Below are 13,903 nucleotides of genomic sequence, written 5' to 3' on the forward strand. Positions count from 1 at the left end.
AGATGAGATTTCCCAACTTCGGTTATAAGATCCCTCAAAGATGATGAGGTTAATAGGTTCGAGGTGGAAGTACAGTAATGTATGGAGCTGACGAATACTAATCGATCGAAGACTTAATCAATTTTATAGATTTTTTATTCGGTATTGCCGAGTAACATCTAAATTTTCTTCTTACTTATCTAGTTTTGAAAGTATAATTTTAAGGTTGAAACGAGCGTTATGGTCCGTATTATTTTTGATAAATCGAATGAGAATCGCCAGATTCGATATGAGATTTAGAAAATGAATAGGGACAGCGAGTTGAAACTGGATATCATATCTTTCATTTGTCTGGTGACGATGGCAGAGAGGTCACACCTGTTCCCATACCGAACACAGAAGTTAAGCTCTCTAGCGCCGATGGTAGTTGGTCTTACGATCCGCGAGAGTAGGACGTTGCCGGGCAATGCATAAGAGATCCTTCGGGGTCTCTTTTTTCTTTATATATTTAATGATATGGTTGTATGAGTGGGCGAAATAATAATTATTTCGCCCACTCATACGATTTTTAATCAGAGTATCTAAAAGTGAGTGGACTGTAATACAACAATACAGACCACTCATAACCAAAAGAAATACTATTATCCAACAATCAATTACATTAATACAAACATTTCATGATACAATAATACATATTTGAAAAATAGGTGAAGAAAAATGGAATTACTAATTAATTCAATAGAAGAAACGCAAAAACTTGCTACAATAATTGCCCGATTTTCAAAGCCACAAACAGTTATTTTGTTAAAAGGTGATCTTGGAGTTGGTAAAACAACATTTAGTCAATATTTTGGACAGGCGTTAGGTGTAACATCTGTTATCAGTTCTCCCACGTTTAATATCATTAAATCATATGAAGCACGCATTCCATTTCATCATATGGATTGTTACCGTTTAGAAGGTGCTGAAGATGATTTAGGGTTTGATGATTATTTTTATGGTGAAGGCGTTACATTGGTTGAGTGGCCACAAATGATTGCTGACTTTCTACCTGAAGATTATCTGCAAATTGAAATAGAACGTATTGATGATACGAGACGTTTATTTAAACTTGCGTCACATGGTAATCGTTCAACAAATTTAAAGGAGCAAATTGAGTATGAGACTACTACATATCGATACGAGTAATCAACCGTTATCTGTTGCAATTACCGAGGGAAATGAAGTATTAGCAGAATTTAATAGTGGTATGAGAATCAACCATTCAATTACGATGATGTCTCAGATTGAATCTTTGTTAGAATATACAAAGCTTGAAATGAAAGATATCGAAGGTATTGTAGTTGCAAAAGGACCAGGTTCATATACAGGGTTACGTATAGGCGTTACAGCTGCAAAGACACTTGCTTATACATTAAATATTCCATTATATGCTGTATCTAGTTTAGCAGCGATTGCTGCAACAGTGAGAATGCATGAATTTTTATTGGTACCTGTTATTGATGCAAGACGTAACCACGTGTATGCGGGCATATATCGATACAAAGGTATTAAATTAGAACTTGTTGAAGATGATACGTATATATCAGTTGATGATTTAAACCAAAAATTAAAAGAACAACATTTACCGTATTTATTTATTGGGATGGATGCTGAAAAACTGGCAGAACAGTTAAAAGGTCCATCTTACTATTGTATTCCACGCAGTGCTGAAATGAGAAGACTCATTAATGAATCGTATTTAGTCAATGCACATACATTTGAACCTACGTATTTGAGAATATCTGAGGCTGAGCGTAATTGGCAGAACAATCAGGCTTAACAATTAGAAAGATGTTGCTTGAAGATGTTCCGGCAATATATGAGATAGAACAAAAAGCGTTTCCATCAGGTTCATGGAATTTAGATGCTTTTTATCATGAACTCGAAAAAAATGAGTTTGCGCATTATTTTACGATGTTGCAGGATAATAAAGTAATAGGATATCTCGGTATGTGGATAGTTATTGATCAGGCACAAATTACTACGGTTGCGATAGATGAAACAATGCGTGGCAAAGGATACGGTAAGTTATTATTAGAGTATGTTATGAATTATGCACGCCTTACTTGTGAAATGATGAGTCTGGAAGTGAGAGAAGAGAACTTAACGGCTCGTCATTTGTACGAATCATTTGGTTTTACATATGGTGGAGTTAGACGTGACTATTATGGTCCGAATCAGGATGCGAAAGTAATGTGGGTGAAATTAAAATGAGCGATGTAACAATATTAGCAATAGAAACCAGTTGTGATGAAACGGCAGTGAGTATCGTAAGAAATGGATATGAGGTGCAGAGCAACGTCGTCAACAGCCAAATAGAATCTCATAAACGATTTGGGGGCGTTGTACCAGAAGTAGCAAGCAGACATCATGTTGAAAATATTACAATCGTTATTGAAGAAGCAATTGATGAAGCCAATCTTAGTTGGAATGACATTGATGCCGTTGCAGTGACAGAAGGGCCGGGATTAATCGGTGCATTGCTTGTAGGCATTAACGCAGCAAAAGCATTAGCGCTAGCGCATAACAAACCTTTAATACCTGTACATCATATCGCAGGGCATGTTTATGCGAATCATATTGAAGCGCGATTAACTTTTCCGTTATTAGCTTTAGTGGTGTCAGGAGGTCATACAGAACTAGTTGTTATGAAAGACCATATGGACTTTGAAATTATTGGACAGACACGTGATGATGCTGTCGGTGAAGCGTACGATAAAGTAGCTAGAACTATTAATCTACCTTATCCGGGAGGGCCTCATGTTGATAGATTAGCCGCCATTGGTGAGGATAATCTAAAATTACCACGTCCAATTTTAGAAGGATATGATTTTAGTTTTAGCGGTTTAAAAAGTGCCGTAATTAATACATTGCATAATAAGAATCAAAAAGGTGAAAGTTATAAAGCAGAAGATGTGGCAGCAAGCTTTCAGGCGAGTGTAATTGATGTGTTATCAGAAAAAACATTTGATGCATTAGCTGAATATAATATCAAACAATTACTGATTTGCGGTGGTGTAGCGGCTAATAAAGGATTGCGTGAACGTATGACGCAACTATGTGAAGAAAAGAATATTAAATTGATGATACCTCGCTTTGAATTATGCACAGATAACGCGGCGATGATTGGTGCAGCAGCATATTATCAGTATATAAAATCAGATTTTGCAGGAATGAATTTAAATGGAAGATCAAATATTGAATTAAAATAAAAAGGACAAAGTGAAAACTTTGTCCTTTTTTTAATGCATTATAGCGACGCAACCGTTTAACAGTACCGTTAAAATGATTGAAAGAATAACCGATAGAATAATACTTCCTAAACAACTCCGTGGAAATCGATACATATATATACCCCTTAAAATATGATGGTGTCTGATTGAATAAAGTTTCTACAATATATATACCACTTACATATAAATTTAAGCATTCATTTTCTCAATTTGTCTGTATTTTATCTACGCGAACACACGTACTTGTACACAAGTTGTGCACAAAATGTGTATAACTTAATGTCAATAGGTAGTATTACACAAAATTAATTATAATATCATACACATTTTCTGTGGATAACTAGGATAACTCTGTGGATTATTGAAATAAAAGGGTTTTTGCTGTGTATAACTTTGTGAACAAAAAAACCGGCTATGCCGGTTAATTTTCTAATGCTAATTCTAATGCTGTCCACTGTTCGACTTTTTGTTCGAGTATTTGATTTAATCTAATGAGTTCGTCATTTAAAGCATGAGATTTTTCATGGTCGTTAAATACTTCTGGTTGCGTAAGCTGTTCCTCGATACTACTGATTTGACTTTCCAGGTGCTGAATATCTTTTTCTGTACTTTCTAATTGACGTTCTAGTTTACGTCTTTCTTTTTGGTTCGCTTTAAAGTCATCGTTGGTCGTTTCTTTAGTAATTTGCTTTGACTCCTGTTCGACTAAGCTTTCGTGGGCTAATCGTTCTTCTTCTTTTTCGATAAAATATGAATAGTCGCCGAGGAATAGCTTTCCACCCTTATCAGTCATCTGGAATATCTTTGTCGCTATTTTATTGATGAAATAACGGTCATGGCTGACAAATAACAAGGTGCCGGGATAATGGATAAGTGCATCTTCAAGTACTTCTTTTGCATCAATATCCAGGTGGTTAGTCGGCTCATCAAGGATTAACACATTGTTTTCTTCAAGACTAAGTTTAGCAAGTTGTAATCTTGCTTTTTCTCCACCTGATAAGTCATTGATAATCTTTTTAACATCATCCTGAACGAATAGAAAGCGTCCCAGTACGGTACGAATATCTTTTTCAGGCATCGTTGGATAGTACTGCCATAATTCTTCTAGTACAGTATTATTTGAAGAAAATTCTGCCTGTTTTTGATCGTAATAACCGATTGAAAGATTAGCACCATACTTAATGTCACCGTGCAGTGCGGTTAATTGTTTAGCAATAGTTTTAATAAGCGTTGTTTTACCGATACCGTTTGGTCCGATAAATGCAACAGCATCCTGTTTTTTTATATCTAAGGTTAAATGTTCAGCAAGTGGCGTATCATAGCCGATAGCAAGGTCATCGATTCGTAACACGTCATTTCCTGTTTCCTTCTGAATATTAAATCTTAAATTCATCGAGTGATCGTCTTGTTTCGGAATATCAATCTTAGTCATCTTCTCAAGTACTTTACGACGTGATTTCGCCATACCACTCGTTGACGCACGTGTAATATTTTTTTGGACAAAGGTTTCCAGACGTTTTATCTCGGCCTGTTGTCGCTCATACTGTGCCTGCATCTTTTCGTAAAATTGATCACGTTGCTCAATGAATTTAGAATAGTTACCGACATATTTCTGAACTTGACCTAATGCAACATCGTATACTGTGTTTACAACTTTATCTAAAAAGTAGCGATCATGTGAGATAATCACGATGGCACCATCATACGTCGATAAATAATTTTCAAGCCAGGCAGTTGTATCCATGTCGAGATGGTTAGTAGGTTCATCGAGTAGTAGTAAGTCTGGATTATGAAGTAGCATTTCAGCAAGAGCAAGACGTGTCTTTTGTCCACCTGAAAATGTATCGATCTTCTGATCAAAGTCTTCAGGTTTAAAGTTTAGACCTGAGAGCACTGTTTTAATCTTAGTTTCGTAAAGATAGCCATCCTGAGCTTCAAACTGTTGTTGTAATTTCTCATAGCTCGTTAATTTCTCCTGATATGCATCCGTGTGCGCATTATGACTTTCTTCGCTTAAATACAAAGCGATTTTGTCTAATTCCTGCTTCATTTTTTCAAGATGAAGGAACGGCTTTTTCATCGCTTCGTAGACGGTTCCTTCTGCATTCAAAGTCATTTGCTGAGTAAGATAGCCGAGTCTGATATTTTTAGACATTGAAAGATTACCTGTATCGTAATCTTCAGTCCCGGCTAGAATCTTCATTAAAGTGGTTTTACCAGCACCATTTCTTCCGACGATAGCGATACGGTCGTTAGATTTAACTTCGAATTTCACATTCGAAAATATATTTTCACCTGAGTAGGATTTAGTTAAATTGCTTGCTTGTAATAATATCAAGTTATTTCACCTCACTTTCATTGTACATGAAGTACGATAAGGTGGGAATATTTTAATCAGTTTTGTGAAATTTCACATAGTCAATTAATACGTTAAGTGATATAATCAAAAGTGATGTGAAATCTATCACAAATTTACTTGAAACAGGTGAGTAGGATGTCAAAGAACGAAATAAAGATTCCTAAAGCCACACTAAAGAGACTTCCTTTATATTATCGTTTTGTGAATACGTTATATAATTCAAATGTAGAAAGAGTCAGTAGTAAGGAGCTAAGTGAAGGCTTACAAATTGATTCGGCAACAATACGAAGAGATTTTTCTTATTTTGGTGAGCTAGGAAAAAAAGGTTATGGCTACAACGTTAACTTTTTATTAAACTTTTTTAAGACAACTTTACAGCAGGACATGATTACAAAAGTTGCAATTATCGGGGTAGGGAATCTGGGAACTGCACTTGTTAATTATAACTTCTCGATCAATGATCGCATGAAGATTACAGCAGCCTTTGATACAAGCTCAACTTCAATCGGTAAGACGATTGGTAAGATAACAGTTGAAGATATGAAGAATTTTGAAAAAATTGTTGAAGAAACTGGCATTCAAGTTGTAATATTAACTGTACCAGGTGCAGTAGCACAAGATGTGGCAAATAGAGTGACAAAAGCACAAATAAAAGGTATATTAAACTTTACACCAGAACGTTTAACAGTGCCAAATGGGGTGCATGTACATCACATTGATTTAGGTGTTGAATTACAGTCGCTAATATTCTTTATGAAAAATCATTAGGGGGTAAAATAGATGTTATTTGTAAATACAGTTGGTATGATATCACCTGCAATTGCTATTTTCTTAGGGATTATCGCGTTAATTATTTTCGGACCTAAGAAATTACCAGAATTCGGTCGTGCGATGGGCACATCTTTAAAAGAATTTAAAGATGCAACAGATGGTATTATGAAAGACCATGACAAAGATAACAAAGACGTAAAATAATTTAGAAATTCAAAACGGCGACAGTGTTTGCCGTTTTTTTATGAGGAGGTTCATTCCTTAGATGAATAAAGATGATTTAACCGTTGTTGAGCATTTGGACGAGTTGCGTAAACGCATTATGGTCGTGCTCTATTGTTTAGTAGCAGGGACGGCAGTCGGATTTTACTTTGGTAAACCAGTTACGAAATTCTTAACAAAAGATGATGTACCCAAAAGTATTGAATTACATTATTTTAAAGTGAGTGATCCATTAACGATTTATATTACAGTGATAATGATTATTGCATTGATCATTATATCGCCCGTCATTTTATATCAGTTATGGGCATTTATATCACCCGGATTACATCCTAAAGAACGTCGTGCAACATTATCATACATTCCAATCAGTTTAATTTTATTTCTATTAGGACTCAGTTTTAGCTATTTTTATGTATTTCCTTATTTGATTCAGTTCACCATTGGACTTGCGAGTGAGATGGGGGTTAATCAGATGATCGGTGTCAGGGAGTATTTCAATGAAATGCTGAGATTTACGATTCCATTCGGATTCTTGTTCCAGCTACCGATACTGCTGTTATTTCTAACAAGACTTGGAATTGTAACACCGATGTTCTTAAAGAAAAATCGAAAATACGCATACTTTGCTTTATTTGTGATTACTGCATTAATTTCACCGCCGGATCTAATTTCATATTTGATGTTCTCATTCCCGATGTTGTTGTTATATGAAGTGAGCATACAAATTAGTAAGATTGGATATCGCCAATTTTTAAAAGGTGAACAACGTTTAATTGAAGAAGAACTAATGGACTAACCACTCTGGAGAGTGGTTAGTTTTTTTGATATTTCATGGAAGAAATTACAAACAAATGCCCACATGGAATCAGAAGTGTGCATGAACAGGAAGAAACTTCAAACAAATGCCCACAACGAACTAGAAGTGTGCACGAACAGGAAGAAACTTCAAACAAATGCCCACATGGAATCAAAAGTGTGCACGAACAGGAAGAAACTTCAAACAAATGCCCACAACGAACTAGAAGTGTGCACGAACAGGAAGAAACTTCAAACAAATACCCACATGGAATCAGAAGTGTGCATGAACAGGAAGAAACTTCAAACAAATGCCCGCATGGAATCAGAAGTGTGCATCTATACCCATTAATATCCAACTCAAATTTGATATGTACCTTCTTTATCAGTACGTTTTAAATTTTTCCTGATAAAACGCTCGATTTTGTAGTTTCTCCTATCACTTCCCGCAATAAACTTCGTAAATTTACCAACTTTCACACTGCTCACTTTATGAATTGCACAATATTCTTTAAGTGCATAGTACATCACATCATTAAAACGATAAATTTCATAACAACATGACATCTTTATCAGGTTAGAAAATTCTACGTCTTGCACAACAGCACATTTCGGACATTTCAAACCTTTAAAAAACACAGCTTCTGATATATCCAGTTCAACACTATGAATTGATTCTAATCGATGAGCTTTCACAAGTGATTCTGCAATATCATAGTCAACTTCCATTACAGGGTGCATCTTTAATTCATGAAATGATGACTGTAATTCGTTTGCGTGTAACAAGCGCGGATGTCTGTCGTCATTTCTAAACGTCACATCATTATTTACAAATACAAAAAAACCCACTACTGCAAAGTTCACGCCGAAATGCTTCCATATATAATTCCTTAAAAAAGTTTCAGATCTGCTGATCTGTAAATCAGGATTCTCAATCTCTTTATAACCGTGATAGAACTTGCCATCTTGATAACGAGAATCCCTAGTATAGTATTTCGCGTCTAATATATATCCACTTTGATTCACGATAACGATTGTATCGAACTGTCGTTCTGTTTTACCATCTAACAATCGTAAATCCTGAATGACTAATGCATTTCCGAAATCTACACGACTAACAATACGATCAAGTAGTTGCTCGCCGTAATAGCCTTTTAATTCTAATTCATAATCGGATAAATCGAGACTACTGCGTCCTTTGAGGTGGTGTAACTGAAGCAAAGAAGAGGAAGGTTGTCTTGTTTTGATAATCATAAAGTCTCCTATTAGATATTCAATGATCAATACACTCTCTTTATATCACGAATTTCTAAAACATGCTAAAATAAAGTCAATATGTAAGGGGTGGCAGCATGAATAATATATTAGATATTGCGAATCTCGCTGGCGTTTCAAAAAGCACCGTCTCACGATATTTAAACGGTGGTTCAGTAAGTGAGAAGACGAGACAGAAAATTGATAAAATTGTGCAGGAAACGGGTTTCAAGCCTAACCAGTTTGCACAAAGTTTAAAAGCGAAACGCACCAACATGATAGGTGTTATCGTACCCCGACTAAATTCATTTGCTTCTAATGAAACGTTACTCGGTATTGAAACGACACTACGCCGTCAAAACTATCAAACTTTAATTGCCAATACTGATCTATCACTTGATTTAGAGTTAAATGCGATTAAGACTTTTCATACGAGTAAAGTAGATGGCATCATTCTGTTGGCTACGACTTTAACTGAAGAACATATCGAACTCATCGCTTCATTAGATAAACCATTCCTGCTTATTGGTCAACAAGATAAACATATCCACTCAATTATTCAGAATGATTATGCAGCAGGCATAAAAATCGGTAAATATTTTAAAAATCTCGAATATCAAAATATCGCTTATCTTGGTGTACCTGAAACTGATATTGCAGTGGGTCAAAAAAGAAAACAAGGTGTAATTAATGGGTTTGGTCAAACCATCCCTATATACGAAACAACTTTTAAACTTCAGGATGCAACAGAAACTGCAAAGCAGTTAGTAGATAAATATGATGCACTTATTTGTGCAACAGATAATATTGCACTCGGTGTATTGAAAGCAGCCCAACAACAAAACTTAAAAGTACCTGACCAACTATCGATAACTGGATTTGGCGGTTATGAAACGACATCTATTGTGACGCCGATGATTACGACGATTAAATTTCCCTATTTTGAAACAGGCGCGTTAGCAGCTAAATCAATGCTCGATTTAATTGACGAAAAAGAGGTGCCGTTACTTCAGGAAATGTCGTTTGAATTAGAAGAAAAAGAAAGCGTTGACAAAAAAGCAGTACAAGCATAAAATGACACTAAATAGAATGGAACCGGTACCAAAAAGGAGTATAAATATGATTGAATGGACACGAGAAGAACGATATCAAAGATTAGAAACATTCCCTGAAGACCAATATTTAAAATTAATAGAACAGACGAAACAATCTCCTCACAGACAGTTATTTCATATTCAGCCACCAACGGGATTACTCAACGATCCAAATGGATTTGCTTATTTCAACGGACAGTATCATTTATTCTATCAATGGTTTCCGTTAGGACCCGTACATGGTTTGAAGTACTGGTATCATACCGTAAGTGATGATCTTGCAACTTTTAAAAATGTAGGAATTGCACTCCGTCCAGATACACAGTTTGATAGTCATGGTGCTTATTCGGGCTCCGGACTAGTTGTAGATGATACGCTGAAACTAATCTATACAGGCAATCATCGTACAGATGCATGGGAACGCATACCTTATCAGATGATTGCAACGTTGCATAAAGACGGCATGATTACAAAGGATGAGACACCGATTATTAGTGGTCCACAATCTGGCTATACAGATCATTTCCGCGACCCGAAAGTATGGTTTGAAAATGGATACTACTATGCCGTGATTGGCGCACAAAGAACCGATGAGACAGGTACTGTTGTTGTATATCAATCAATTGATTTAAAACACTGGACATTTATCTCTGAGTTAAAAACTGACTATACCGACTTTGGATATATGTGGGAGTGTCCGGATTATTTTGAATTGAATAATACGGATGTATTATTATTCTGCCCACAAGGCGTGGATAAATATGAGGATCAGTTCTGGAACATTTATCAATCTGGCTATGTGCTCGGTAAACTCGACAAAGAGACATTCGAAATGATACATGGTGATTTTATAGAACTGGATCATGGATTTGATTTCTATGCACCTCAAACAACACTCGATAAAGATGGAAACAGAGTATTAATTGGATGGATGGGATTACCTGATACAGGCTATCCAACCGATAAAGAAGGATGGGCGCACTGTTTAACAATTCCACGCGTATTAACGATAGAAGATAACAAGTTACGTCAACGTCCGGTGGAATCACTTAAATCATTACGTGGTAACGTAGAAACGGCAGAAGGTTATGCTACGAAAAAGAATGTAAAACTTCATCCTTATGAAGGGACGCACTATGAATTAATCGTTGATGTTCTGGACAATGATTCAACAGAATTTTATATAGAGTTACGTGTATCTAAGAAAGAAAGTACCATGATCACATATAACAAAGCAGAGAAACGCATCACGCTGGATCGATTTGATAGTGGGCAATTACCAGAAGGTGTTGATGGGTATAGCCGTTCAGTTGTATTAGATGAAGATTTAAAGCAATTACAAATATTCGTTGATACTTCGTCCATAGAAATTTTTATCAATGACGGAGAGAAAGTAATGACAACGCGTATCTTTACATCTCAAGATGCTAAAGGAATTCGCACATCGACTGAATCAGGTCAGGTGTACTTTAAATTTACAAAATATGACCTAAAGGAGGCTAATGAATGAGCGCATTATATGCAATTGGGGAAGCATTAATTGACTTTATTCCGCAGACAAAAGGGGTTAAATTAAAAGAGGTTAAATCTTTTGAGACAAAAGTAGGAGGGGCTCCAGCAAACGTTGCAGCAAGTGTAGCTAAGTTAGGCGGAAAGTCTTATTTAATTTCACAACTTGGTGTTGATGCATTTGGAGATTTAATCATCGATACGCTGGAAGATACAGGCGTCGATACCTCATATATTACACGTACAAACGAAGCGAACACTGCACTTGCTTTTGTAAGTTTAACGCTGGAAGGAGAACGCGATTTTTCCTTTTACCGAAATCCTTCTGCAGATATGTTAAGAACAGCAGACAACTTACCTAGAGAGATTCGACCGGAAGACATTATGCATTTCTCATCAGTTGATTTAATTCCTTCACCGATGAAAGACACACATATCGCATTGATAGAAAAATTCCATGAAGCAGGTGGGTTAGTCATCTTTGATCCAAACTTAAGATTTCCACTTTGGCCAGATAAAGCATTACTTAAAGAAACAGTACAGACTTTTATGCCGAAAGCACATATTTTGAAAATTTCAGATGAAGAACTGGAATTTATTACAGGTATCAGTGATGTTAACGAAGCAATTCAAAGTCTGTTTATTGGTCATACAGAAGCGGTCATCTATACAGAAGGTCCAAAAGGCGCAACCCTATATTTTAAAGATCATAATGTTCACGCACCAGGAGAAGTTGTCACGGTAGAAGATACGACAGGCGCAGGAGATGCTTTTATCGGTGCTGTAATCTATCAATTGTTAAATAAAACACAACAAATTAGCTATCTCAAAGAAAATGCTTACGATATATTAGCATTTGCTAATCAAGTAGGGGCATACACCACAACAGGTAAAGGTGCTATCGAAAGTTTACCAAATAAAAATGACTTAAAACTACGATTTTCCTAAAATTGTAGTTTTTTTAATAAAATGCATTTTTTATGAATAATTTAAAAATTTATTTAAATTATTCACAACATGTAGTATATAATATATATAAGTATTAATTACAAATTAATATTTTGTAATATTGTCTTGTTTTTAATGAAAAGTTTGGAGGTTATTAGCTATGTATTCCGTTTTAGGCCAAATTACACAAATGTACGACACATTCACCCCCGTAGAGAAACGCATTGCAGATTTGATGATTGATCAGCCTGTAAAAGTAGTGAATTTACCGATTAAAGAGATAGCGAAAATGGCAGGAACGAGTGAAGCTGCCATCGTACGGTTCAGCAAGCGCCTAGGACTTTCTGGAATAAAAGTTGTAAAAGTAGAACTTGCAAGAGAATTACATACGATTGACATTGAGAAAAAACCTTCTAAGATAGAATTTACAGACTCCGTTGAAGTTTTAAAAGAAAAAGTATTCAATAATTCAATTCAAGCTTTATACAATACAGAAAAGATATTGTCGCCAAAATTAATTGATGATGCAGCCCAAGCTATCATCAAAGCAAAGCGTATGATGATATTTGGCGTTGGGATAGCTCAAGTTGTTGGAGAAGACTTCAGACTTAAGCTTGCGCAAATTGATAAACTTGCACATATTGCAAGTGATTCATTTACCGCAGTATCAATGCTTGGCAACTTCGAACAAGGTGACGTATTGTTTGCAATAACTTCATCAGGTAGAAGTAAAGAAATTATTGAAGTAATTAAGTATGCTAAGAGACAAAATGTTACGATTGTCTTACTTACTCAAAAAGTACCTTCTCCTGCTTTGAGAATGGCTGATATTGCTCTTGCTATGGCGAAAGAAGAAAATGAAATTAAAGTTGGAACGATGACAGTACGTATTGTTCAACTTGCTATTATTGATGCAGTATATTTAAGAATTGGCTCAATCCAAAAAGAAGAAGTTGTTAAAATATTAACAAATGTTAATAATGCACATAAAGAGATTCAAGATGCACAATAATGTTAAATAAATAAAAAAGATCATTGAAATATTTTTTCAATGATCTTTTTTATAAGGTTACTTTTTAACGATAAAGCGGTTCTCTACAGGTTGGAACTCTTTTGGACCAACTTCTGAACCAACTGAACCAAACGGCATTTGTGCAACAAGTTCCCAAGTTGCAGGAATATCGAATTCGCTTGCAACTTTCTCATCGATAACACCATCATAATGTTGTAATGATGCACCTAATCCTTTATTGGCAAAAGCTGTCCAGATTGCAAATTGATGCATTGCATTTGATTGTTGTGCCCATAGAGGGAATTTCGGAGCATAAGCAGCGAATTTTTCTTGTAATCCTTCAGTTACTTTACTATCGATGTAATATAATACAGTACCGTAACCAGCCTTAAAGCTATTGATTTTTTGTTCGGTTTCACTGAAATCGCGGTCTGGCCCCATCAATTCTTTTAAGCTGTCTTTAGTGATATCCCATAATTTTTTATGCTGATCATTTAATAATAAAACAACACGCGTACTTTGTGAGTTGAAAGCTGATGGTACATGTTTAACTGTGTCAGAAATAATTTTTTCGATTGCTTCATCAGAAATTGGTGATTTTGGTTCGATGTGATAAATTGAACGTCTGTTTTCGATTGCCTCTTCAAAACTTTCTGCTAAATCTTTTTTAAATAAACTCATT

15 protein-coding genes and 2 rRNA genes are annotated in these 13,903 nt (G+C 35.6%); 14 read left to right on the plus strand and 3 right to left on the minus strand.

Going from position 1 to position 13,903, the window contains the following annotated elements; translation table 11 throughout:
• The 6 genes from BHX94_RS09500 to tsaD all read left to right on the plus strand — a co-directional run.
• Nucleotides 1-121: ribosomal RNA gene (locus BHX94_RS09500) — 23S ribosomal RNA — on the plus strand; the annotation flags it as partial.
• A 208-nt stretch (nucleotides 122-329) separates the two neighbouring features.
• Nucleotides 330-444 (plus strand): 5S ribosomal RNA (gene rrf / locus BHX94_RS09505).
• A gap of 252 nt (nucleotides 445-696) precedes the next feature.
• Nucleotides 697-1,167 carry a tRNA (adenosine(37)-N6)-threonylcarbamoyltransferase complex ATPase subunit type 1 TsaE gene (gene tsaE, locus BHX94_RS09510; RefSeq protein WP_096078050.1) on the plus strand — a complete coding sequence of 157 codons (471 nt, stop codon included), beginning with the start codon at nucleotides 697-699 and terminating at the stop codon, nucleotides 1,165-1,167.
• On the plus strand, nucleotides 1,139-1,801 hold the full coding sequence (gene tsaB / locus BHX94_RS09515; protein ID WP_096078051.1) for a tRNA (adenosine(37)-N6)-threonylcarbamoyltransferase complex dimerization subunit type 1 TsaB: 663 nt from the start codon (nucleotides 1,139-1,141) through the stop codon (nucleotides 1,799-1,801). The genes tsaE and tsaB overlap by 29 nt, the downstream gene beginning before the upstream one ends.
• A gap of 11 nt (nucleotides 1,802-1,812) precedes the next feature.
• The gene (gene rimI / locus BHX94_RS09520; RefSeq protein WP_096078152.1) at nucleotides 1,813-2,235 is read left to right on the plus strand and encodes a ribosomal protein S18-alanine N-acetyltransferase; all 423 of its coding nucleotides are present in this window, start codon (nucleotides 1,813-1,815) and stop codon (nucleotides 2,233-2,235) included.
• On the plus strand, nucleotides 2,232-3,233 hold the full coding sequence (gene tsaD / locus BHX94_RS09525; RefSeq protein ID WP_111746448.1) for a tRNA (adenosine(37)-N6)-threonylcarbamoyltransferase complex transferase subunit TsaD: 1,002 nt from the start codon (nucleotides 2,232-2,234) through the stop codon (nucleotides 3,231-3,233). The genes rimI and tsaD overlap by 4 nt, the downstream gene beginning before the upstream one ends.
• 442 nt (nucleotides 3,234-3,675) lie before the next feature.
• Here the strand turns inward: tsaD and BHX94_RS09530 are convergent, their stop codons facing one another.
• Nucleotides 3,676-5,592, minus strand: coding sequence for an ABC-F family ATP-binding cassette domain-containing protein (locus tag BHX94_RS09530; protein ID WP_111746198.1), 1,917 nt, complete (start codon nucleotides 5,590-5,592; stop codon nucleotides 3,676-3,678).
• Nucleotides 5,593-5,748: 156 nt separating this feature from the next.
• Here BHX94_RS09530 and BHX94_RS09535 point away from each other — a divergent pair, with 156 nt between their 5' ends.
• From BHX94_RS09535 to BHX94_RS12710, 4 genes are all read left to right on the plus strand, one after another.
• Complete coding sequence (locus BHX94_RS09535) at nucleotides 5,749-6,381, plus strand: redox-sensing transcriptional repressor Rex (protein WP_111746200.1); 633 nt, start codon at nucleotides 5,749-5,751, stop codon at nucleotides 6,379-6,381.
• A 12-nt stretch (nucleotides 6,382-6,393) separates the two neighbouring features.
• On the plus strand, nucleotides 6,394-6,588 hold the full coding sequence (gene tatA / locus BHX94_RS09540) for a twin-arginine translocase TatA/TatE family subunit (protein WP_096078054.1): 195 nt from the start codon (nucleotides 6,394-6,396) through the stop codon (nucleotides 6,586-6,588).
• A gap of 61 nt (nucleotides 6,589-6,649) precedes the next feature.
• Complete coding sequence (gene tatC / locus BHX94_RS09545) at nucleotides 6,650-7,405, plus strand: twin-arginine translocase subunit TatC (protein WP_096078055.1); 756 nt, start codon at nucleotides 6,650-6,652, stop codon at nucleotides 7,403-7,405.
• Between the two features lie 12 nt (nucleotides 7,406-7,417).
• Nucleotides 7,418-7,756 carry a hypothetical protein gene (locus BHX94_RS12710; RefSeq protein WP_170120820.1) on the plus strand — a complete coding sequence of 113 codons (339 nt, stop codon included), beginning with the start codon at nucleotides 7,418-7,420 and terminating at the stop codon, nucleotides 7,754-7,756.
• Nucleotides 7,757-7,764: 8 nt separating this feature from the next.
• Here the strand turns inward: BHX94_RS12710 and BHX94_RS09550 are convergent, their stop codons facing one another.
• The gene (locus BHX94_RS09550) at nucleotides 7,765-8,658 is read right to left on the minus strand and encodes a nuclease-related domain-containing protein (RefSeq protein WP_111746202.1); all 894 of its coding nucleotides are present in this window, start codon (nucleotides 8,656-8,658) and stop codon (nucleotides 7,765-7,767) included.
• 98 nt (nucleotides 8,659-8,756) lie between these two features.
• Between BHX94_RS09550 and BHX94_RS09555 the strand changes: the two genes are divergently transcribed.
• The 4 genes from BHX94_RS09555 (at nucleotide 8,757) to BHX94_RS09570 (ending at nucleotide 13,221) form a co-directional block, all read left to right on the plus strand.
• Nucleotides 8,757-9,731: a LacI family DNA-binding transcriptional regulator gene (locus BHX94_RS09555; protein ID WP_111746204.1), complete on the plus strand. Its 975-nt coding sequence runs from the start codon at nucleotides 8,757-8,759 to the stop codon at nucleotides 9,729-9,731.
• A gap of 46 nt (nucleotides 9,732-9,777) precedes the next feature.
• Complete coding sequence (locus tag BHX94_RS09560) at nucleotides 9,778-11,262, plus strand: glycoside hydrolase family 32 protein (protein ID WP_111746206.1); 1,485 nt, start codon at nucleotides 9,778-9,780, stop codon at nucleotides 11,260-11,262.
• On the plus strand, nucleotides 11,259-12,209 hold the full coding sequence (locus BHX94_RS09565) for a carbohydrate kinase family protein (RefSeq protein WP_111746209.1): 951 nt from the start codon (nucleotides 11,259-11,261) through the stop codon (nucleotides 12,207-12,209). The genes BHX94_RS09560 and BHX94_RS09565 overlap by 4 nt, the downstream gene beginning before the upstream one ends.
• Nucleotides 12,210-12,369: 160 nt before the next feature.
• Nucleotides 12,370-13,221: a MurR/RpiR family transcriptional regulator gene (locus BHX94_RS09570; RefSeq protein WP_111746211.1), complete on the plus strand. Its 852-nt coding sequence runs from the start codon at nucleotides 12,370-12,372 to the stop codon at nucleotides 13,219-13,221.
• Nucleotides 13,222-13,278: 57 nt separating this feature from the next.
• Here BHX94_RS09570 and BHX94_RS09575 read toward each other — a convergent pair whose 3' ends face one another.
• A complete protein-coding gene (locus tag BHX94_RS09575; protein ID WP_111746213.1) occupies nucleotides 13,279-13,902 on the minus strand; it encodes a nitroreductase family protein in 624 nt (207 codons plus the stop codon).
• Nucleotide 13,903 lies beyond the last annotated feature (1 nt).

It is taken from the genome of Macrococcoides bohemicum, from assembly GCF_003259675.1.
GTDB classification, from domain to species: Bacteria; Bacillota; Bacilli; order Staphylococcales; family Staphylococcaceae; genus Macrococcoides; species Macrococcoides bohemicum.